General features: G+C 62.2%; 22 protein-coding genes and 1 riboswitch. Of the genes, 10 read left to right on the forward strand and 12 right to left on the reverse strand.

The window, feature by feature from the left end:
* Positions 1-157 precede the first annotated feature (157 nt).
* The 8 genes from SZ64_RS18295 to thiC form a co-directional block, all read right to left on the reverse strand.
* Positions 158-1060, reverse strand: a complete 903-nt coding sequence (locus SZ64_RS18295; RefSeq protein ID WP_162225112.1) for a hypothetical protein — start codon at positions 1058-1060, stop codon at positions 158-160.
* The gene (locus SZ64_RS18755) at positions 1002-1409 is read right to left on the reverse strand and encodes a hypothetical protein (RefSeq protein WP_162225113.1); all 408 of its coding nucleotides are present in this window, start codon (positions 1407-1409) and stop codon (positions 1002-1004) included. Before SZ64_RS18755 ends, SZ64_RS18295 begins: the two co-directional genes overlap by 59 nt.
* A gap of 250 nt (positions 1410-1659) precedes the next feature.
* Positions 1660-2034, reverse strand: coding sequence for a hypothetical protein (locus tag SZ64_RS10805; protein ID WP_054530834.1), 375 nt, complete (start codon positions 2032-2034; stop codon positions 1660-1662).
* 81 nt (positions 2035-2115) lie between these two features.
* A complete protein-coding gene (locus SZ64_RS10810; protein ID WP_156313620.1) occupies positions 2116-2526 on the reverse strand; it encodes a hypothetical protein in 411 nt (136 codons plus the stop codon).
* Between the two features lie 46 nt (positions 2527-2572).
* Positions 2573-2953 (reverse strand): hypothetical protein, encoded by a 381-nt coding sequence (locus SZ64_RS10815; RefSeq protein WP_054530836.1) that lies wholly within the window; start codon positions 2951-2953, stop codon positions 2573-2575.
* A 13-nt stretch (positions 2954-2966) separates the two neighbouring features.
* The gene (locus tag SZ64_RS10820) at positions 2967-3347 is read right to left on the reverse strand and encodes a hypothetical protein (protein WP_054530837.1); all 381 of its coding nucleotides are present in this window, start codon (positions 3345-3347) and stop codon (positions 2967-2969) included.
* Between the two features lie 144 nt (positions 3348-3491).
* Positions 3492-3869, reverse strand: coding sequence for a hypothetical protein (locus tag SZ64_RS10825; protein ID WP_054530838.1), 378 nt, complete (start codon positions 3867-3869; stop codon positions 3492-3494).
* 84 nt (positions 3870-3953) lie between these two features.
* Positions 3954-5813 carry a phosphomethylpyrimidine synthase ThiC gene (gene thiC / locus SZ64_RS10830; protein ID WP_054530839.1) on the reverse strand — a complete coding sequence of 620 codons (1860 nt, stop codon included), beginning with the start codon at positions 5811-5813 and terminating at the stop codon, positions 3954-3956.
* A 48-nt stretch (positions 5814-5861) separates the two neighbouring features.
* A riboswitch (TPP riboswitch) is annotated at positions 5862-5988 on the reverse strand.
* A gap of 157 nt (positions 5989-6145) precedes the next feature.
* Between thiC and SZ64_RS10835 the strand changes: the two genes are divergently transcribed.
* The 3 genes from SZ64_RS10835 (at position 6146) to SZ64_RS10845 (ending at position 8764) form a co-directional block, all read left to right on the forward strand.
* Complete coding sequence (locus SZ64_RS10835) at positions 6146-7195, forward strand: sterol desaturase family protein (protein ID WP_054530840.1); 1050 nt, start codon at positions 6146-6148, stop codon at positions 7193-7195.
* On the forward strand, positions 7192-8298 hold the full coding sequence (locus SZ64_RS10840; protein ID WP_054530841.1) for an acyltransferase: 1107 nt from the start codon (positions 7192-7194) through the stop codon (positions 8296-8298). Before SZ64_RS10835 ends, SZ64_RS10840 begins: the two co-directional genes overlap by 4 nt.
* Positions 8299-8380: 82 nt before the next feature.
* Complete coding sequence (locus tag SZ64_RS10845; RefSeq protein ID WP_054530842.1) at positions 8381-8764, forward strand: DUF6152 family protein; 384 nt, start codon at positions 8381-8383, stop codon at positions 8762-8764.
* A gap of 176 nt (positions 8765-8940) precedes the next feature.
* Here SZ64_RS10845 and SZ64_RS18625 read toward each other — a convergent pair whose 3' ends face one another.
* The 3 genes from SZ64_RS18625 to SZ64_RS10855 form a co-directional block, all read right to left on the reverse strand.
* Complete coding sequence (locus SZ64_RS18625) at positions 8941-9504, reverse strand: hypothetical protein (RefSeq protein ID WP_156313621.1); 564 nt, start codon at positions 9502-9504, stop codon at positions 8941-8943.
* A 174-nt stretch (positions 9505-9678) separates the two neighbouring features.
* The gene (locus tag SZ64_RS10850; RefSeq protein ID WP_054530843.1) at positions 9679-10080 is read right to left on the reverse strand and encodes a hypothetical protein; all 402 of its coding nucleotides are present in this window, start codon (positions 10078-10080) and stop codon (positions 9679-9681) included.
* A gap of 99 nt (positions 10081-10179) precedes the next feature.
* Complete coding sequence (locus tag SZ64_RS10855; RefSeq protein WP_054532200.1) at positions 10180-10767, reverse strand: DUF2585 domain-containing protein; 588 nt, start codon at positions 10765-10767, stop codon at positions 10180-10182.
* 80 nt (positions 10768-10847) lie between these two features.
* Here SZ64_RS10855 and SZ64_RS10860 point away from each other — a divergent pair, with 80 nt between their 5' ends.
* The 7 genes from SZ64_RS10860 to SZ64_RS10890 all read left to right on the forward strand — a co-directional run bounded on the left by SZ64_RS10860 (position 10848) and on the right by SZ64_RS10890 (position 18111).
* Positions 10848-11618: a hypothetical protein gene (locus SZ64_RS10860; RefSeq protein ID WP_054530844.1), complete on the forward strand. Its 771-nt coding sequence runs from the start codon at positions 10848-10850 to the stop codon at positions 11616-11618.
* Positions 11619-11674: 56 nt separating this feature from the next.
* Entirely contained in the window at positions 11675-12877 is a 1203-nt protein-coding gene (gene crtY, locus SZ64_RS10865) for a lycopene beta-cyclase CrtY (protein ID WP_054530845.1), read from the forward strand.
* On the forward strand, positions 12874-14382 hold the full coding sequence (locus SZ64_RS10870) for a phytoene desaturase (RefSeq protein WP_054530846.1): 1509 nt from the start codon (positions 12874-12876) through the stop codon (positions 14380-14382). Before crtY ends, SZ64_RS10870 begins: the two co-directional genes overlap by 4 nt.
* Positions 14379-14795, forward strand: coding sequence for a hypothetical protein (locus SZ64_RS10875; RefSeq protein WP_054530847.1), 417 nt, complete (start codon positions 14379-14381; stop codon positions 14793-14795). Before SZ64_RS10870 ends, SZ64_RS10875 begins: the two co-directional genes overlap by 4 nt.
* On the forward strand, positions 14795-15376 hold the full coding sequence (locus tag SZ64_RS10880) for a TIGR00730 family Rossman fold protein (RefSeq protein ID WP_054532201.1): 582 nt from the start codon (positions 14795-14797) through the stop codon (positions 15374-15376). Before SZ64_RS10875 ends, SZ64_RS10880 begins: the two co-directional genes overlap by 1 nt.
* Before the next feature lie 93 nt (positions 15377-15469).
* The gene (locus SZ64_RS10885) at positions 15470-16423 is read left to right on the forward strand and encodes a phytoene/squalene synthase family protein (protein WP_054530848.1); all 954 of its coding nucleotides are present in this window, start codon (positions 15470-15472) and stop codon (positions 16421-16423) included.
* Positions 16424-16491: 68 nt separating this feature from the next.
* Entirely contained in the window at positions 16492-18111 is a 1620-nt protein-coding gene (locus SZ64_RS10890) for an MFS transporter (RefSeq protein ID WP_054530849.1), read from the forward strand.
* Positions 18112-18231: 120 nt separating this feature from the next.
* On the opposite strand, the gene SZ64_RS10895 is transcribed toward SZ64_RS10890, so the two are convergent.
* On the reverse strand, positions 18232-19719 hold the full coding sequence (locus SZ64_RS10895) for a glycerol-3-phosphate dehydrogenase (RefSeq protein ID WP_054530850.1): 1488 nt from the start codon (positions 19717-19719) through the stop codon (positions 18232-18234).

The raw sequence follows: 19719 nt of genomic DNA on the forward strand, positions 1-19719 counted from the left end.
GTGTAGGAAAGGTGTTTGAAGGCAGGCGTTAAGCCTTTTGACGCGCGAACACGCACCCAGCGCGCCCTCAAAAAGTACGTAACCAAAAATACAAAATTCAACTTATGATTTAAAATTTATATGAATATGTTTTTCGATACAATATAAATATATATGCCTAAAATTCTTTTGAACCTACATTTTTAAGGTCGGCTGTTTTGAGAAATTCCAAGGCAGAACGAGCCGCATTTTGAACCGCAACCTTACGCCAGTCATGCGTAGCCGCTCCAGACGGAGCCTTGAAAGCCGCATAGTCAGAAATGCCTCTAAAAACGATCGCATCTGTGATAAAACGACCCACCGACGCGCACTCCTCTACGACCGAATAAAAGCCCAGACTCTCCATATCCAGAGCATAGGCTTTCCCCTCAGATTTCAATATTCCATCCCTATAGCTAACGCTATCCAACACTAAATCCCATGAAAATATTTGCTCGCAATGAACTTTACACGACCTATTGGAAGACCCCTTTGATCCCGGAACATTATTTAATATAATATCTTCTATTTCTGGAGAAGAAAGGTCGCACTTCAGCGATTTCGCGGATTTCTGAACCAACTGCCGCGTCCGCGGAGAAATGCTCGGTAAATCAGGCGATTGAACGCGAAGCGCGAACTTTTTATCATACTCAGCGTACGATGGATCATCTTGCGCATCCGCGAGGTCACAAATTTTCTGAAATGCCCTGCTGCGCAACCCGTCCGCAATAACCACGTCACCCAACCTGACATGCTTTGGCTGTAACGAAGCCGCTATGCCGATAAAAATCAATACATCAGGCTCATATTCCGCAAGAATTGCAGCAGTCGCCGCGGCAGACCATGTGTTAGCCATAGCCTTGCAATGCCTGATAGAGAATTTTCCTTCTATTTCGGCATCAGATCTATCTATTATCCCAAATCTTTCCGAAGATCCTTTTGGCCCAGGTGTCAAATATTCACTGAACACCTCGATAACTGAATTAAATTCTTCTGGAAGAGCTACGAGAATAGAGAAGCTCTTCTTTGCTAGTTGCTCCATCCCCGTCCACACCCCTGAAAGAAATAGAGAAAATACCAATTTCCGAAAGATACTCTCGAGAATAATCCTGATCAACCAAGCCAAGAATGCTCTTCGCATTGAAAATAGGCTCATCAGAACCCAATTCAAACGTCAAGCAGCCATATCCACCACCGCAAATGTAGCAGGACACGTTCAAATTTGACTCAATCAACCTCTTAGACCCAAGTATAATATTAACAGAAAATCTATTAATAGTTTTATCACTTAGGAAAATAGCGGTACTTTTCTTTCTAAAGAATTTCTCACGCCTGCTTTGCTTCGCAGCGAGAACGACACGAAAAGCTCGGTCTAAATCATTGAGAGGCATCAGTCTGACCTCATCAAAAGTTTCGTTAGCCTTGAATCAATTTTTCACTCAAACGTCAAGAATGGAGGAAAATTTTCCACCGCCATAAAATATCTTATAAATTCATGGACTTAAATAGTGGTGACATTGACGCCCAAGTTTTAGCCATGTCGAATAAGTCCAGGTTACATATTTTCACGATAATTAAGTGCTAACGGAAAAAATTTACGGGAAACTCGTTGTCGAGCATTCATGACGGCTATTCGACACCTCACCCCGCCCCGGCAGCGTCCCAATATAACGCCAGCGCCGCCACGCTCACCACCACCCAGTTGAAGCCCAGAGCCAGCACAGTGAATATCCTCCAGCCATTTCCTGCGCCGGCCATGCCTCGCCGGAAGGTCCAGCGGCCAATGGCGTAGGTCAGCAGTCCGCAGGCGATGATGTTGATCGCCGGGTGAGTGGTCAGCAGACTGAAGAACATCACCGGCAACGCAAAGATCTGGAGCAACCACGCAGCGGCAAACCACACGATGGGCAACGGACGATAGGTGCCTTCAGGCAGGAAGCTGCCGATGTCGCTGGAACGCACGCCATATTCGGGCGGGCCGTAATCCTCTTCACCTTCGTAAACCTTGCGCGCCATCACCGCCCCCCCCTGCTGCCCCAGACGATGCCAGAGCGCGCGCGGGGTGCAATTACGCAGACCTACTGGGTCGTGGATTCCCTACCGATCAGCGCACAACCTCGCGTAATCGTCGCGCGAGGTGTTCAAATCCTCGATCAGATTGTTGTAATCCGTGACGGAGGAATTGTAGGCATCCACATCGCCCAGCTGGTCCAGATATCCGAGCATGTTCTTGAGGATGCGCTGCATTTCCTCGAGCCGGTAGATCACGCTGCTGAGCAGGCCGCAGCCCACGGTGAAATCCTGCTCCACCCGCATCCGGCTGCGCAGGCTTTCAAGCTCGCTGAAGTTCCGGGCGAGTTCCCTGGACGCGGAATTATACTGCTGGACGTAGAAGCTCTCCCCCTGCGCGGCGGCTGGCTGGGCCCCGGCCATGAGGAACAGCGGCGAGAGCGGCAGGAAAATTGCGGCCAGTCGGCGCATAGGGGGCTTTCGCGAAGTATCTCGCATGCTTGTGCCGGGCACGATGGCGCGGGGCAAGCGGGACCTTGTGCCGTCACTCCCAGCTCGGCTCGCCGCCGCAAACGTCTCGGTGCATCTTGGTGTACCGCTCATCCGCCGAAACGAACTGGGCGAGATCGCGGGTGGCTTCGTCGCCGGTCAACCAGTCGCCATTCTCTTCGGCCAGCTTCTTTGCTTCCGTCACCGTGACCTTGGCGAAACGCGTATAGCCGATGGTGTCGCGCAGATGCGCGCATGCCGTCTCCACATTGGGAGATTCGCGCATCAGCGCCTCTGACTGCTTGAGAAGGGTGAGGTAGCGATCCCGCCGGGCGACCAGTTCGTTATATTCCTCATGCCAGTCCCGCGCATGGGCCACGGCAGGCATGGCTGCGCACAGGATGGTGGCAAGCGTTGCGAGGCGGGAGGCTTTCATCGGAACGCTCCGTTCAGCGGCAGGTCTTGTTCCGCAGCTCGATGATGCGGTCCATCTGGTCTTCCATCTCTTCATTGGCGTTCCACGCCTGATCGTAGGCCTGCTGATCGTCATAGGCGGTGGCGCTCTGCATCATCAGGGAAAGGGAGGCGAGCGCATCCCAGCCGTAGTCGAGCATAGTCTCGATATGCTGGCAGACTTCCTCCTTGGTGGGCGCGGCGCGCATCAGCTCCACCTCGCGCAACATCCCCGCCCTATCGGCCTTCACATCCTCCAGCCGGCGATTGTAGCCGTCGATCGCGGCATCGCTCATTTCCCCCGCCTGGGCGGTGCCTCCCAGTGCGGTGAGCGCAAGGGCAGTGGCCGCGCCGAACAGGGCCGGGAATTTCGTCATGCAGATGCTCCGAAAAGCAAAGGTGGAAAGCGAATCCCGGCAGGACGCCGGATGCCACGGGATGCGGCATCCGGCCGGTCAGCGTCAATCGTGTTCGCCAGGCCCGTCACCGAATGCCCTCCACCTGCCGATGTCCGCAGGCGTTCAGGAGCAGCGCTGATCCCTGAGTGCGCGGACCTTGGCGAGTTGGCTTTCCAGCTCTTCGAAAGCCTGCTGCGCGCTGTCATAGCTGGACTGATCGTCGGAGCTGGAGGCGAGCTGCTTCATCATATTGAGCGAGGCCAACGCGTCGAAGCCCAGCTCGCGGATGTTCTCGATATGCTGGCATTGCTCCGCCGTGGTCGGCGCAGCACGCATCAGTTCCAGTTCGCGCTGCATCTGCTGCTTGTCGGCATTCGCCGTGTCCGCAAGGCGATTATAAGCCTCGATCGAGGCGTCGCTCATTTCAGCCTGGGCCGTGCCTCCCAGTGCGGTGAGCGCAAGGGCAGTGGCCGCGCCGAACAGGGCCGGGAATTTCGCCATGCAGATGCTCCGAAAAGCAAAGGTGGAAAGCGAATCCCGGCAGGACGCCGGATGCCACGGGATGCGGCATCCGGCCGGTCAGCGTCAATCGTGTTCGCGGCCGCCCGCGCCGATGTAGAGTTCGCTGCCGATTTCGCGATATTTCTCGCTCATCTGCTGCATCCCTGCCTCGGCTTCTTCAGCGGCCGTGAAGGTCTCGATGGGGGCATTCTGCTTCGCCGCGAAATCGCGCACTTCCTGCGTGATCTTCATCGAACAGAACTTCGGCCCGCACATGGAACAGAAATGCGCCGTCTTGGCGCCTTCGGCAGGCAGCGTCTGGTCGTGATATTGCTCGGCCGTATCCGGGTCGAGCGAGAGGTTGAACTGGTCGCGCCAGCGGAATTCGAAGCGCGCGCGGCTCAGCGCGTCGTCGCGCACCTTGGCTGCCGGATGGCCCTTGGCAAGGTCTGCCGCATGGGCGGCCAGCTTGTAGGTGACCACGCCCACCTTCACATCGTCCCGGTCAGGCAGGCCGAGGTGTTCCTTGGGCGTGACGTAGCAGAGCATGGCCGTGCCATACCAGCCGATCATCGCCGCGCCGATGCCGCTGGTGATGTGGTCGTAACCCGGCGCGATATCCGTCACGAGCGGCCCGAGCGTGTAGAACGGGGCTTCGCCGCAGGCGGCCAGCTGCTTGTCCATATTCTCCTTGATCTTGTGCATCGGCACATGGCCGGGGCCTTCGATCATCACCTGCACATCCTGTTCCCAGGCGCGCTTGGTCAGCTCGCCCAGCGTGTAGAGTTCGGCGAACTGCGCCTCGTCATTCGCATCCGCGATGGAGCCGGGGCGCAAGCCGTCGCCCAGCGAATAGGCGATGTCATAGGCCTTCATGATCTCGGTGATTTCGTCGAAATGTTCGTAGAGGAACGATTCCTTGTGATGCGCCAGGCACCACTTGGCCATGATCGAGCCGCCACGGCTGACGATGCCGGTCACGCGCTTGGCGGTGAGCGGGATATAGGGCAGGCGCACGCCGGCATGGATGGTGAAGTAATCCACGCCCTGTTCGGCCTGTTCGATCAGCGTGTCGCGGAAGATTTCCCAGGTCAGGTCTTCGGCAATGCCGCCCACCTTTTCCAGCGCCTGATAGATCGGCACGGTGCCGATGGGCACGGGGCTGTTGCGGATGATCCATTCGCGCGTGTCATGGATGTTGCGGCCGGTGGAAAGGTCCATCACCGTGTCCGCGCCCCAGCGGATGGACCAGACCATCTTGTCCACTTCGCTGGCCACATCGCTGGCAACGGCGGAATTGCCGATATTCGCGTTGATCTTCACCAGGAAGTTGCGGCCGATGGCCATCGGTTCGCATTCCGGGTGGTTGACGTTGCTGGGGATGATCGCCCGGCCCCGCGCCACTTCCTCGCGCACGAATTCAGGGGTGACGTAATCGGGGATGGCAGCGCCCCAATCCTGCCCGTCGCGGATATATTCGCGCAGCATTTCGCGGCCGAGATTTTCGCGCGTGGCGACATATTCCATCTCGGGCGTGATGATGCCCCGGCGGGCATAATGCATCTGGCTAAGGTTCGCGCCGGGCTTCGCGCGCAGCACCGTCTTGTGGACGTTGGGATAGGCGGGCACGCCGCCCGAACGATCCGGGCCGAGCTGGCCATTGTCTTCCGGCTTCACTTCGCGCGCGGCATATTCTTCCACGTCGCCGCGTTCCAGCTGCCACTGGCGGCGCAGCTGGGGCAGGCCCTTCGCAATGTCGATCTGCGCCTTGGGATCGGTATAGGGGCCGGAGGTGTCATAGACGCGCACCGGCGGTTCGCCGCTGGAAGGCTCCAGATCGATCTCGCGCATGGCCACGCCCAGCGGCCCCACATGGATCTTGCGGCTGCCACGGATCGGGCCGGTGGTAACGCCGATTTCGATGGGGGAATTGATGTCGGCCATGCATGCTCTCCATTCAGGCGGATGAGCGGATGGCGGGCCTTCAATCGCAGGGCGGGCGCCGTCCACTCCCTCCGCCCGTGTTAACGGGTTCAGGTTCGACGGGTCGTGGGGCGCAACGCCCACCTCTCAGCCCATGGTCCGCAAGCGGACCGGCATGGCTCCCCGGGGATGAGTCGCAACCTAGGCGTTCGTACGCGCGGCGGCAAGCGGCCCTGCGCCGCAATGCCTCTTAACCCGGTGCTAACGCTGTTCGGGCATGGAGGAATGCTCTAGGGCGCAGACACGCGAGGGCGTGGGGAAACGGCCCCACGGAACGGCCACGGGAAGCGGCAATGTTGGAAAAGCTGGCTGATTATCTTGCCGACACAAGCCAGGCGCTGGCGCTGGACCTTGTTTCGCCATGGGCGCGCACAGGCCTGCTGGCGCTGATCGTGGGCTGGCTGATCGGCATGCTGGCCTATCGCCATTATTTCGGGCGCGAGAATTTTTCGCTGCTGGCCTATCTGCGCCATGCCTTTCCGCGCCGCGTCTACTGGTCGCGCACTTTCGCGGTGGATTTGCAGGTATTCCTGTTCGGCCGCCTGCTGGAACCGGCGCGCTGGGCCGGGCTGTTGCTGTCCGTCACGGCTGTTGCCACCGCCATTTCCGGCGGGCTGACTGCCGCCTTCGGCCCGGTGCGCGAAAGCACGTCCGGCGCGCTGGAAACCGGCCTGCTTGCCCTGCTGCTGCTGCTGGCCTTCGATTTCGGCACTTATGTGACGCACCGCCTGTCGCACGAAGTGCCGTTCCTCTGGGCGTTCCACCGGGTGCATCATTCGGCCGAGGAACTGAACCCGCTGACGCTGGAGCGCAAGCATCCGGTCTATTCCCTGCTCGGCGCCGCGATCGACTGCGCGCTTGTGGCCCCGGTGCAGGGGGTGATCCTCTATTTCTTCGGCGGCAAGACGGAACTGGCCGTACTGGCAGGCACCAACCTGGCCTTCATCCTGTTCGCCTATTGCGCGGCCAGCCTGCGCCACACCCATATCTGGCTATCCTATGGCCCGGTGCTGGACCGGATCGTGGTCAGCCCTGCCCTGCACCAGATCCATCACAGCAAGGCCCCCCGCCATTTTGACCGCAATTACGGCGAGGTGCTGGCCATCTGGGACTGGTTGCTGGGCACGATCTATCTGCCGAAGGAACGCGAGGAGCTGGAATTCGGCATTGGTGACGAGGCTGTGCAGCCCCACCCCAATCTGGGCGCGGCGCTGCTGGAACCCTTTGCCTATGCTTGGGGCACCCTGCGCCGCCGCGCGCCAACCGCCGCGCCGGAAGAAAGCGCGCCGCAGCCCCTGCCTGAAGCGCAGGCCGAAGCGGCATCTTCCCTGCCGGGCCAATGAACCGGGGGCTTTCCCTTTATCTGGACCTGCTGCGCTTCGCTGCGGCGCTGGTAGTGGTGGTGACGCACCTTGCCTATGCCGAGTTGAGCGGCGGGATGCTGCAATATTGGCGCCTGCTGGGCAACGATGCGGTGATGGTGTTCTTCGTCCTCTCCGGCTTCGTCATCGCCCATGTCGCGCATGAGAAGGAAACCACGCTGGGCGCCTATGCCGCCAGCCGTCTTGCGCGGCTGTGGTCGGTTGCAGTGCCCGCGCTGGCGATCACTATCCTGATCGACCAATGGGGCCGCTCGCTCGATCCGGCAGCCTATGCGCAATGGTGGTATCAGGGCAGCGATCCCGTGTGGCGGGCGCTGCGCGCGCTGACCTTCACGAACGAACTGTGGTTTTCCTCCATCCGCCCCTTCAGCAACGGGCCGTGGTGGTCGCTGGGATATGAAGCCGTCTATTACGCCATCTTCGCGGCGGCCTTTTACCTCACCGGCTGGAAACGCATTGCGGTTACCGGGGCGCTGGTGCTGCTGGCCGGGCCGAAGATCCTGTTGCTGGCGCCGATCTGGTGGCTGGGCGTGTGGACGTGGAAACGCACACGCTGTGCCGCGCTGACGGCGGACAAGGCGGCGCTGGCCTTCTTCGGCTCCATCGCGCTCTATGGCTGGTTCCGCTGGAGCGGCGCGCCCGACATGCTCAAGCTGATCACTGCCTGGCTGATCGGGCCGGACAATGTGGTCAATTACCTCGGCTTTTCGGACGAGTTCATGGCCAGCTGGTTCATCGGGCCGTTCGTGGCGCTCAATTTCCTGGGCGCGCATGGGCTGGCATCCTCGCTGGAGAAATGGCTGGAACCGCTGCGCAGGCCGATCAGCTTCGCCGCGCAATCGACCTTCGCGCTCTACCTGTTGCATTATCCCATGCTGCGCTTTGCCCATGCCGCCACCGGCTATGACGTGAAGAACCCGCTGCACGTGCTGGCCGCGTTCCTTGGCGTGGTGGGCATTTGCCTGGCCATCGGCCCCCTGATCGAACGGAGCAAGCGCGGCTGGAAAGCTGTGCTGACGGCAGGCATTCCGGGGCTGGCCCAGCCGCCGCGCCAACGCGCCTGACCGCTCCACCCGCCGCCCCTCGCGGCACGCCGAAATGCGTGTTATCTTTCGTTTCACGGGAGAAGTGAAAGGGAGACACGCCATGAGCGTTTCCGCAAGCCGCCTGCTGGCCGCAGCCGCCGCACTGGCCCTGCCCGCCACTGCCATGGCCCATCACGGCTGGGGCTGGACGGAAGAGAAGGAAAGCCGCCTGTCCGGCACGATCCATTCGATCAGCTTCGGCAATCCGCACATGCACCTGCAACTGCGCACCGATGAAGGGCTGTGGGAAGTGGACCTTTCCCCGCCCATAGTGGCGCAGGGTTCCGGCTTCGGTCCGGAAGCGGCCAAGGCGGGTGATACGGCCACAATCACCGGCCACCGCGCCCGCGACGCCAATCTACGCGCCTTCAAGGGAGAAACGATCACGGTGCGCGGCAAGACCTATGACGTCTATCCGCAGCGGGAGAAGACGTTGAAGCCGTAGGTCGCGCGGCAGATTTCGGCCTGACCGATCGTCCGCTTTCGGGAATGCCTATCGCGAGGGGAATGGCTGAATTGGGGTTGGAAACGGACTTTCTTGAATATCAACCCAGTCTTGCGTGCGTTTACGCAGCTCGAGCTAATCGGGAATGAGACGACGGTCAGCCATCCCTCAATTCTTCATTGCCCAGAGCGAGGGATTGAAAGCGGAGGAGGTGGAATTAAAGTCGGTGTATTCTCTGCATTGAGACCAGTTACAATGAAACGCGGCACATCAGTTGCTGGGTCAATCATTTGGTAAAATTGACCGTCCTCGCAATCCCAATCCACACGGTAGAGATGATTACTTTCTGACAGTGGCCTAACCTTGGAGAGCGAACAATCTGCGACGCGATCTACATATGATGCCGCGTCAGTAAAATCGGGGTCTTCAAGCCACGGCATGATCCGACCAAGCAAGGCCCCGACAGTATCCAATTCGCCAGCATCAACTGCGGCCAAAAATCTCTCCAATCTAACTGCTTCGGCCTCAGCAGGGGTATCGCCGGCAACCAGTGCTTGAGCAAATGCAACCGCGGCAAATCCCACCAAAGGCGTGAAGATCATCGCATTATCTCCAATGGCGGCAAAAATAGAGTGCAACTTGAACGTCCACAGAGGATCGTGGCTGGAACGGAGACATTCGGCAAGCTGGGGCGGGAAGCGCAAATCACTATACTCGTCATGCTGAACTTGTTTCAGCATCCATCCATCCTCACGGGCGACGCTCGATCCGGAGAAATAGATCCTGAAACAAGTTCAGGATGACGATGGTGCAAACCTCTGAAACGCTGCCGCGAGCGGACAGACCGCCTCTGGGAAACCTCTACGAATTGCAGAAGCCGGCATAAGCCTACGCGGCCCTGCCCCGGCTCTCACTCAGGTAAACCGCATGAAGCCCGACACCGCCAGGGTCAGCCCGGCCAGCAGGGTCACCACCGCCCATGCGCGGTGCATGGCGGCGAGGTTCTTGAGCCAGAGGTGGAAATAGAGGTCCGAGAAACCGGCCACGGCCAGTGCCTCGATCATCATCAACCCGCCGATGCCCTTCATCACGCAAGTAACGATGTCGCCCGAATCCCACGGGTTCACCAGATAGATCGCCGCCCCGAAGGTCAGTTCCACGGCCGCGCTCAGCAATTGCAGCGCGGGGGACTTGTCGATCTCTTCGATCATGGTGCGCCAGATGCCCGGCTGGCGCAGGGCGCCCACGGCGGCAAAAGCGGCAAACAGGCCCAGCAACGCGGCGCTCCACGCAGTGGGGTCGAAACTATTCAGCATCCTCGGTCACCTCCGCTTGGGGGGAGTGTTTGAGCATGTGAGTAAGGCCCAGCCGGGACACTGTCCAGCGCCGGTTTCGGTGCTTTTCGCCCGGCCCTGTCAGGCGCCTGCCTGCCATTGGACAATGGCGTCAACCGGCCAGACCAGCATCAGCACATTCAGCGTCAGATTGTCGCGGATCATCGCCAGCGTGAACAGTTCCAGCCCCACGCCCAGTGCCACACTGGCCCATGCCGGCAAGCGGCTGGCGAGCAGGAAGCCCAGGGTCATCCAGCCGATGTCCGACATGGAATTGACGATACTGTCCCCCGCATAGCCCCAGCTTACCGTCACCTCGCGATAGCGGTTGATGATGAAGGGGGTGTTTTCCAGCACTTCCCAGAAGCCTTCGAACCCGATGGCGATGGGCAGTGCCCAGCGCGTGGGCACACCGCCGAACAGGCGCAGGCGGCGCCACAATATATGGGCGAAGAAGTAGAACAGCAGGCCGTGGATCAGGTGGCTGGGAGAATACCAGTCCGTAATGTGCTGGCTGTTTTCGGAAGACTGGACCACCCCGTGCCACAGCTTGATCGTGCCGCATTCGCACATCACCGGGCGGTGCATCGCCAGCAGGATCGCCAGCACCAGCGCCGCCACTGCCAGTGCGGCGAACAAGGCGCGGCGATGGGGGAGCAGGGATGTCATGCGTGCTGACTGCACCGGATGGGGGCCATCCGCAAGCACACGCAATTGCCTTTTCATTTTCGCCCCCTAATCCTCCCCGCATGCTCATCCGCTATCCGGTTCGCCCCCTCACCCGCTTCTTCGCCCCGCTGGCGATTGCGCTGCTTGCCCCCCTTGCTCCGCTTGCCGCTGAGGAGCCTGCCGCGCAGCCTCCGGCTGCCGAGAAGAGCCCCTATGAGGAACTCTATGCCGCGATGCAGGGCAGCATGGACGAGACCGCGATGACGGAGAACCTGCTCGACGGGGTCGTTGGCGAGATCAGGCGGCAGGTTCCGGAAATTACCCTTCTGGAAGAAATGGACCCGCAATTGATGGACAATTTGCGGACCAGTTTCCGTCCGATCCTGGTGGATTATTCCGAACGGGTGCGGGTGGCCTATTACCCCAAAATGATCGCCGTTCTGGAAGAGGGCCTGACCGTGGAGGAAGCCGACCAGCTTTCGGCGCTCTACAATTCGGAACTTGGCCACAAGCTGATGGGCCACGCCAGCAAGAGCTATACTGGCGAATCAACCTTGCGCGCCATCGGTGACGCCCCCGATCAGGACGTTCCCGCCGATGCCGTTTCCAGAGATTTGCGGACAGCAGGCGTCAAAGGCTATCTGGCGCTCACCCCCGAAGAACGGGCGCAACTGAATGCGATGGCCAGAAAAAGCCCCGCCTTCGCCAAGCTGGGCACGCTGCAGCCAAAGATCGTCGCTGCGCGCGCAGCGATGGAGAACGAGCCACTGACGCCGGAAGAAGACGCCCGGATCAACGCCGCGCTGGAAGATACGTTCAGGCAGTTCGAGGAAAGCCTTCTTGCCGAATAGCGACAGGTCACCCACCGGGCATTGCACGAGCCGCCCCATCGGCTAAAGCCTTTGCCATGGGCGGGCGCCATTTCGATATTGCCATTGTGGGCGGCGGGCTGGCGGGCGGGCTGATTGCAGCCGCGCTGGCACGCACCCGGCCGGAAATATCCGTAGTGCTGGTGGAAGCGCAGCAGGTGCTGGGCGGCAATCATCGCTGGAGCTGGTTCGAAAGCGATCTTTCACCCGAAGGCGCCGCCCTGCTCCACCCCTTCCGCAAGGTGGAGTGGGACAATGGCTATGACGTGGCCTTTCCCGGCCGCGTGCGTACGCTTTCCTCCCCCTACCGCTCGCTCGCCTCGGCGGAATTCGACGCCGGGCTACGCCGCATACTGCCCGAAGGCGCGATCCGCACCGGGCGCGAGGCTGTGACGGTGGACCGCGAAGGCATGATCCTGGACAATGGCGAGCGGATCGGCGCGCGCGTGGTGATCGATTGCCGGGGCCAGCCGAAATCGGCCCATCTCACCGGCGGCTGGCAGGTCTTCCTTGGCCGCCACATGCGCACCGACGATCCGCATGGTGTGGATCGGCCGATAATCATGGACAGCACCATTGAACAGGTGGGCATTGCCGATCCGGGCGCATACCGCTTCGTCTATGTCCTGCCCCTGTCCAGCCACGACCTTTTCATCGAAGATACCTATTACGCGGACAGCCCGCTGCTTGACCGCAGCCTGCTGTCCGGCCGGATCGACGCCTATTGCGCGCGCCACGGCTGGGAGGGAGCGCTGCTGGGTTCCGAAACGGGCGTGCTGCCAGTGATTACCGGCGGAGACTTTGCCGCCTATCAGGCCGAACGCCGGGTGGAAGGCGTGGGCCGCGCGGGCACGCTGGCGGGCTTCACTCACCCGCTGACATCCTACACCCTGCCTTTCGCGGTAGAGACGGCGCTGGCCATCGCCCGCGATGCGGACCTTCCGGCAGACCAGATGGCCGCCATGCTGGAAGGCCGCGCACGCCATCACTGGCGCGACACCGGCTTCTATCGCCTGCTGGGCAAGATGCTGTTCGGCGCCGCCGACCCGGCCCAGCGCTGGCGCATTTTCGAGCGGTTCTATGGCCTCCAGCAGGGCCTGATCGAGAGATTTTATGCCGGGCGCTCGACACAGCTCGACAAGGCGCGCATCCTCATGGGCAAGCCGCCGGTTCCCCTCACCCGCGCGCTTGGCGCATTGCTGCAGAAAGGCCCACCAATGAACGGGCAGGAGGCCGCATGACCCCCGACCTGGTTCCCTATCCCGGCAAGAAGGCCTGCGTCATCGGCGCGGGCTTTGGCGGGCTGGCGCTGGCGATCCGCCTGCAATCGGCTGGCGTCGATACCACTGTGGTGGAAGCACGCGACAAGCCGGGCGGGCGTGCCTATTTCTGGGAGCGGGATGGCTTCACTTTCGATGCCGGACCCACCGTCATCACCGATCCGATGTGCCTGCGCGAGCTGTGGGCGCTGACCGGGCATGAGATGGACGACGATATCGAGCTGATGCCGGTCATGCCGTTCTATCGGCTCAACTGGCCCGACGGCACGAATTTCGATTATTCGAATGACGAAACGGCGCTGCAGGCGGAAATTGCCCGCATCTCCCCCGGTGATCTCACCGGCTACGAGGACTTCCTGCGCTATTCCGAAGGCGTATGGCACGAAGGCTATGTGAAGCTGGGCCATGTGCCCTTCATGGACTTCGCCTCCATGCTCAAGGCCGCCCCGGCGCTAGCCAAATACCAGGCATGGCGGTCGGTCTATTCGATCGTTTCGAAATACATGCAGTCGGAGAAACTGCGCGAGGCGTTCAGCTTCCACACCTTGCTGGTGGGCGGCAACCCTATGACCACCAGCAGCATCTACGCCCTGATCCACAAGCTGGAAAAGGATGGCGGCGTGTGGTGGGCGCGCGGGGGCACCAACCGGCTTATCGCAGCCATGGTCCGCCATTTCGAGCGGCTGGGCGGCACGATCCGGCTGCACGATCCGGTAAAGGCGATCCACACCGTGGGCACGGTGGCCAGCGAGGTAGAAACCGTCAGCGGCTGGAAGGAACGCTTCAACGCCGTCGCCAGCAATGCCGACATCATGCACACCTATCGCGATCTGCTGGGCGGTACCAAGCGCGGGGTGGACGAAGCCAAATCGCTGGCAAAGAAGCGCTTTTCGCCCAGCCTCTTCGTGGTCCATTTCGGGATCGAAGGCACATGGCCGGGCATCCCCCACCACATGATCCTGTTCGGCCCGCGCTATAAGGGCCTGCTGGACGATATTTACGAACATGGCGTGCTGCCGGCCGATTTCTCGATCTATCTCCACCACCCGACCGTGACCGATCCGTCCATGGCACCGGAGGGCAAGAGCACATTCTATGCGCTGGTGCCGGTGGCCAATATGGGCAAGCTGCCGATCGACTGGGAACAGGTCGGCCCGGTGCTGGAAAAGCGCATTCTGGACGAAGTGGCCCGGCGGCTGATCCCCGATCTGCATGACCGGATCGTCACCAAGTTCCATTACGCCCCGCGCGATTTCGCGCTGGACCTCAATGCCCATGTCGGCAGCGCCTTCAGCCTTGAACCGATCCTGACGCAGAGCGCGTGGTTCCGCGGCCACAACCGCGACGATGTAATCCACAACATGTATCTGGTAGGGGCAGGAACCCATCCCGGCGCCGGCATTCCCGGCGTAGTGGGCAGCGCCAAGGCCACGGCCAAGCTGATGCTGGAGGATATGAAGGAATGAAACGGCTTCCCGCCCTTTGTGCGATTGCCCTGCTGGCCGCACCCACCGCGCTTTCCGCCGCGAAATGGGAAGAGGTGGAGCGGCTGAGCGGCGACATCGCCGTGGAACTCGACACGGACAGCATTGCCAAGGCGCTGGACGGCGCCAGCGAAGTGACGCTGGCCACTTTCCGCAAGGAATTGCCCAACGGCACGATGCAGACCGACGTGGCTGTGAACTGCGCGGGCGAGACGGCGAAGATCCGCGGCATCCGGCTGCTGCAGGGCGATGTTGTCGCCACCGCCAGTTCCACCCCCGGCGCGGAATTTCATCCGGTGAATTACGGCAGTTCCGAAGCGATCTATTTCAAGGCGCTGTGCGGTCGGGAAATCCCCGCGCCCGAAGGCGCGCTGACGGAAGAAGCCCCTGAATGATCCGCCGTATTGCCGTATATTGCGGGTCTGCCTCGCCCGCCGATCCGCGCTATCTCCAGCTTGCCCGCGAAGTGGGCGCCACCCTTGCCGCGCGCGGTATCGGCGTGGTCTATGGCGGCGGCAGGCTGGGTCTGATGGGCGCCGTGGCCAGCGGCGCGTTGGAGGCTGGCGGCGAAGTGATCGGCGTGATCCCCGATGCCCTGTCCAGCAGCGAAATCGCCAATACGGACTGCACCGAATTGCACGTCGTTTCAGGCATGCATGAACGCAAGAAAGCCTTCACCGATTTGTCGGACGGCTTCGTCACCATTCCCGGCGGCGTGGGCACGATGGATGAATTGTGGGAAGCGGTCAGCTGGGCACAGCTGGGTTATCACACCAAGCCGGTGGGGCTGCTCAATTCCTTCGGCTATTACGATCACCTGATCGCCTTCAATCGCCACATGGCCGAAACCGGCTTCGTCCGCCCGGCCCATCAGGGCATCCTGATCGCGCGCGAAACCATGTCCGATCTGCTGGATGCCATGGCCGCCTATGAACCGCATCGCCCGATCTTCGCGATGAAGGCTGACGATTTGTGAGTTCTTTTCGTCATTGCGAGGGGCCCAAGGCCCCGCGGCAATTCAGGGCAGTGACAGGCGGCCCTGGATTGCTTCGTCGCTCCGCTCCTCGCAATGGCGTTTGATCGCCCGGCCCTCGTCGCCCATGCGCGCGATACGATCCGCGAGGGATCGAAAAGCTTCGCCGCCGCCAGCCGCCTGTTCGGCCGCACCACGCGCGAACGTGTGTGGCTGCTCTACGCCTGGTGCCGCCGGTGTGACGATCTGGCCGATGCGCAGGAACTGGGCGGCACTCTGGGCGATCAGGCCGGCGCGCAGGACAGGCTGGCCGAAATCCGCGACCTGACCGCAAAGGCCTTTGCCGGGCAGCCCACGGGAGATCCCTGCTTCGATGCCTTCGGCCTTGTCGCCCATGAATGCGGGATCACACCCGCCATGGCGGAAGACGTGATCGCAGGATTTGCGCTGGATGCCGATGGCTGGCGCCCGCAGAGCGAAGGCGACATGATGCGCTATTGCTTCCATGTGGCAGGCGCGGTGGGTGTGATGATGGCCGTGGTGATGGGCGTGCCCGCCCGGCGCGAAGACATTCTCGACCGGGCCTGCGACCTTGGCCTGGCCTTCCAGCTGGCCAATATCGCGCGCGACGTGGCCGAAGATGCCGAGGCCGGGCGCTGCTATCTGCCTGCCGAATGGCTGGCCGAAAAGGGCATTCCTGAAAGCGAAATCATGGCGCCCCGGCAGCGCCCTGCCCTTGCCGAACTGGCCGCGCGGCTGGTGGCCCTGTCGCAACAGCACGAACAGGCATCGCGCATCGGCGCCGCGCAACTGGGCTTCCGCCAGCGCTGGGCGATCCTGTCCGCCGCGGGAATCTATGGCGCGATAGCTACCGAGGTTGGCCGCCGGGGCGAGGCCGCGTGGGACGAGCGGGTCCACACATCCGGCCGCGCCAAGCTGGGCTTCGTCGCCAAGGGGCTGGCCGCCGCGCTGCTGCGCCCACCCCGGATGGACGCCCTGCCCAAATGGAACCGCCGCCAGCTTGCCGCGATGGCCCGCGAGCCGGGCTGACTCAAGCCCGCTTGCCTCCCCGCGCAGGTGCAGGCAGTCTCCCCGCAAAATATACAGGGGAGAGGAACATGGGCGAACCGGCCACCGCCGAGGGGCAGGTCCACAAGACCGAATGGAAAGTGATCGCGGCATCGTCGCTGGGGACGGTGTTCGAATGGTACGATTTCTATCTCTACGGCCTGCTGGCCACGATCATTTCCGCCCAGTTCTTTTCCGGCGTCAACGAGACGACCGCCTTCATCCTCGCCCTTGCCGCCTTTGCCGCGGGCTTTGCCGTGCGGCCCTTCGGCGCGCTGGTATTCGGGCGGGTGGGCGATCTTGTGGGGCGCAAGAACACCTTCCTCGTCACCATGGGCATCATGGGCGCATCCACTTTCGCCGTGGGCCTGCTGCCTTCCTATGCCAGCGTGGGCGTGGCGGCACCGCTGATGCTGGTCGGCCTGCGTCTGCTGCAGGGCCTCGCGCTGGGCGGGCAATATGGCGGAGCCGCAACCTATGTTGCGGAACATGCGCCGGAAGGGAAACGCGGCTTTTACACCAGCTTCATCCAGACCACTGCGACGCTGGGCCTGTTCGCCAGCCTGCTGGTGGTGATCGGCACGCGCGAGACGCTGGGAGAGGAAGCCTTTGCCCAATGGGGCTGGCGCCTGCCCTTCTATGCCTCGGCCCTGCTCCTGGTCGTCTCGCTGTGGATCAGGCTGCAACTGAACGAGAGCCCGGTCTACCAGAAGATGAAGGCCGAAGGGACGACCTCCAAGGCACCGCTGACGGAAGCCTTCGGCAATTGGAAGAACCTGCGCATCGTGCTGATCGCGCTGCTGGGCGCCGTCGCCGGGCAGGCGGTGGTCTGGTATACCGGCCAGTTCTACGCGCTGTTCTATCTGGAGAAGATCCTGAAGGTGGACGGGGCGACCGCCAATGTGCTGATCGCCGCCGCGCTGGCCATCGGCACACCCTTCTTCGTGTTCTTCGGCTGGCTGAGCGATCGCATCGGGCGCAAGCCGATCATCATGGCGGGCTGCGCGCTGGCGGCGCTGACCTATTTCCCGCTCTTTTCCGCCCTCACTGCCGCGGCCAATCCGGCGCTGGCGGAAGCGCAGGTGAAAGCGCCGGTAGTGGTCCATGCAGACCCGGCGAGTTGCTCGGTCCAGTTCGACCCCATCGGCAAGACCAACTTCAACACCACCGCCTGCGACATTGCCAAGTCCACTCTCGCCAAGGCGGGCATTCCCTATGAGAACGCCGCAACGGGCAATGGCGAGACGACTATCGGCGCGATTACCGTCCCGGCCGACGACATGGAAAGCTATGGCGAGCGGCTGACCATTGCCGTGGCGCAGGCGGGTTATCCGGCACAGGCGGACCCGGCGCGCACCAACACCCCGCTGGTGATCGCCATCCTCACCGCGCTCGTCCTGCTGGTGACCATGGTCTATGGCCCCATCGCCGCGCTGCTGGTGGAACTGTTCCCCAGCCGCATCCGCTATACGGCGATGAGCCTGCCCTATCACATCGGCAATGGCTGGTTCGGCGGCTTCCTGCCCACCATCGCCTTTGCCTGCGTGGCCGCGACGGGGAACATCTATGCAGGCCTGTGGTATCCGGTGGGCGTAGCGGTGCTGACGCTGCTGGTCGGGCTTCTATGGCTGCCCGAGACGTTCAGGCGGAAGATCGATCACGAGGGGTGACCTGTGGCTCCCCCCCCTCCGGGGGAGGTGGCATCGCGCATCGATGACGGAGGGGGTTCGCCTTTGGGCAAGCCCCCACCACCGTGCTGCGCACGGTCCCCCTCCCCCAAGGGGGAGGATCTACCCGCCCATATACTCCGCCACGCTCGCCCGCTCGGCCTCGCTCATATGCAGGCCCAGCTTGCTTCGCCGCCACAGCACGTCCTCTGCTGTGCGCGCCCATTCGACATCGCGCAGATAGGCCACTTCCGCCTCGGTCAGCCCGGCGCCGAAATGGCGCCCGAGATCGCCCCACGCCTTTGCCTTGCCCAGCCAGCGTTCCGCCCGCGTGCCATAGGCACGCGCGATGCGGGTCGCTTCCCCTGCCGAGAGGAAGGGGTGACGCTGCTTCAGTTCCGCCGCCAGTGCCACCTGTCCATCCACCGGAAAGTCCCCGCCCGGTAGTGGAGCATGGGCCGTCCATGCCGGGCCTGACAGGGCCGGCAGGCGCTGCGCCAGCGCGTCCACTGCTGCCTCCGACAAATGGCGATAGGACGTGATCTTTCCGCCGAACACATCGAGCAGCGGCGCCCCTTCCTCCGGCGGGGAAAGCGGCAGGCGATAACCACGCGTCGCCGCCTCCGGCCTGCCCGATCCATCGTCCACCAAAGCGCGCACGCCGGAATAGGTCCACACGACATCGGCGGGAGTCACCGGCTTCGCGAAATAGCGGCTCGCCGCCTCGCACAGATAGGCGATCTCGTCTTCAGAGGCTTCGATCCGGTCCAGCGGGCCAGTGTGATCCCGGTCGGTCGTGCCGATCAGGGTGAAGTCCTGCTCATAGGGAATGGCAAAGCAGATGCGCGTATCGGGAAGCTGGAAGATATAGGCGTAGTCATGGTCGAACAGGCGGCGGGTGACGATATGCGATCCACGCACCCGCCGCAGCGAGAAGCGCGGCGCCTGCCCTGTCAGCCGCGCCACATCGTCCGCCCCCGGCCCCGCCGCATTCACCAGCGCACGCCCGTGGAAGGTTCCGGCAGGCGTTTCCACCGCCCACAGTTCGCTCTCTCGCCGGATTGCCGTAGCGGGCGTGCGAGTGAGTATCTGCGCCCCGCGTTCCGCCGCATCCAGCGCGTTCAGCACCACCAGCCTTGCATCGTCCACCCAGCCATCCGAATATTCGAAGCCCCAGCGCAATGCCGGGTCCAGCGCAGAGCCCGCCGGATGATGATGCAGCCGGATCGTGTCGGCGGCTGGCAGGCGTTTACGCCCGCCGATATGATCGTAGAGGAACAGGCCCAGCCGCAGCATCCAGCGCGGGCGCAGATGGGGCATCCACGGCAGCACGAAACGCATGGGGCGGATAATGTGCGGGGCAACGCCCCACAGCACTTCCCGCTCCCTCAGCGCCTCGCGCACCAGTGCGAATTCGTAATATTCGAGATAGCGCAGCCCGCCGTGGACCAGCTTGGTGCTGGCGCTGGACGTTCCGCTGGCGAGGTCTTTGGCCTCCAGCAGGAGAACGCGGGCACCCCGGCCTTGAGCCCCCCGTCCCTGGGCATCGCGCGCGATCCCCGCGCCGTTGACCCCGCCGCCTATGACGATGAGGTCGAACGGCCCGGTCAT

This window comes from Erythrobacter sp. SG61-1L (assembly GCF_001305965.1).
Classification (GTDB): Bacteria; Pseudomonadota; Alphaproteobacteria; order Sphingomonadales; family Sphingomonadaceae; genus Andeanibacterium.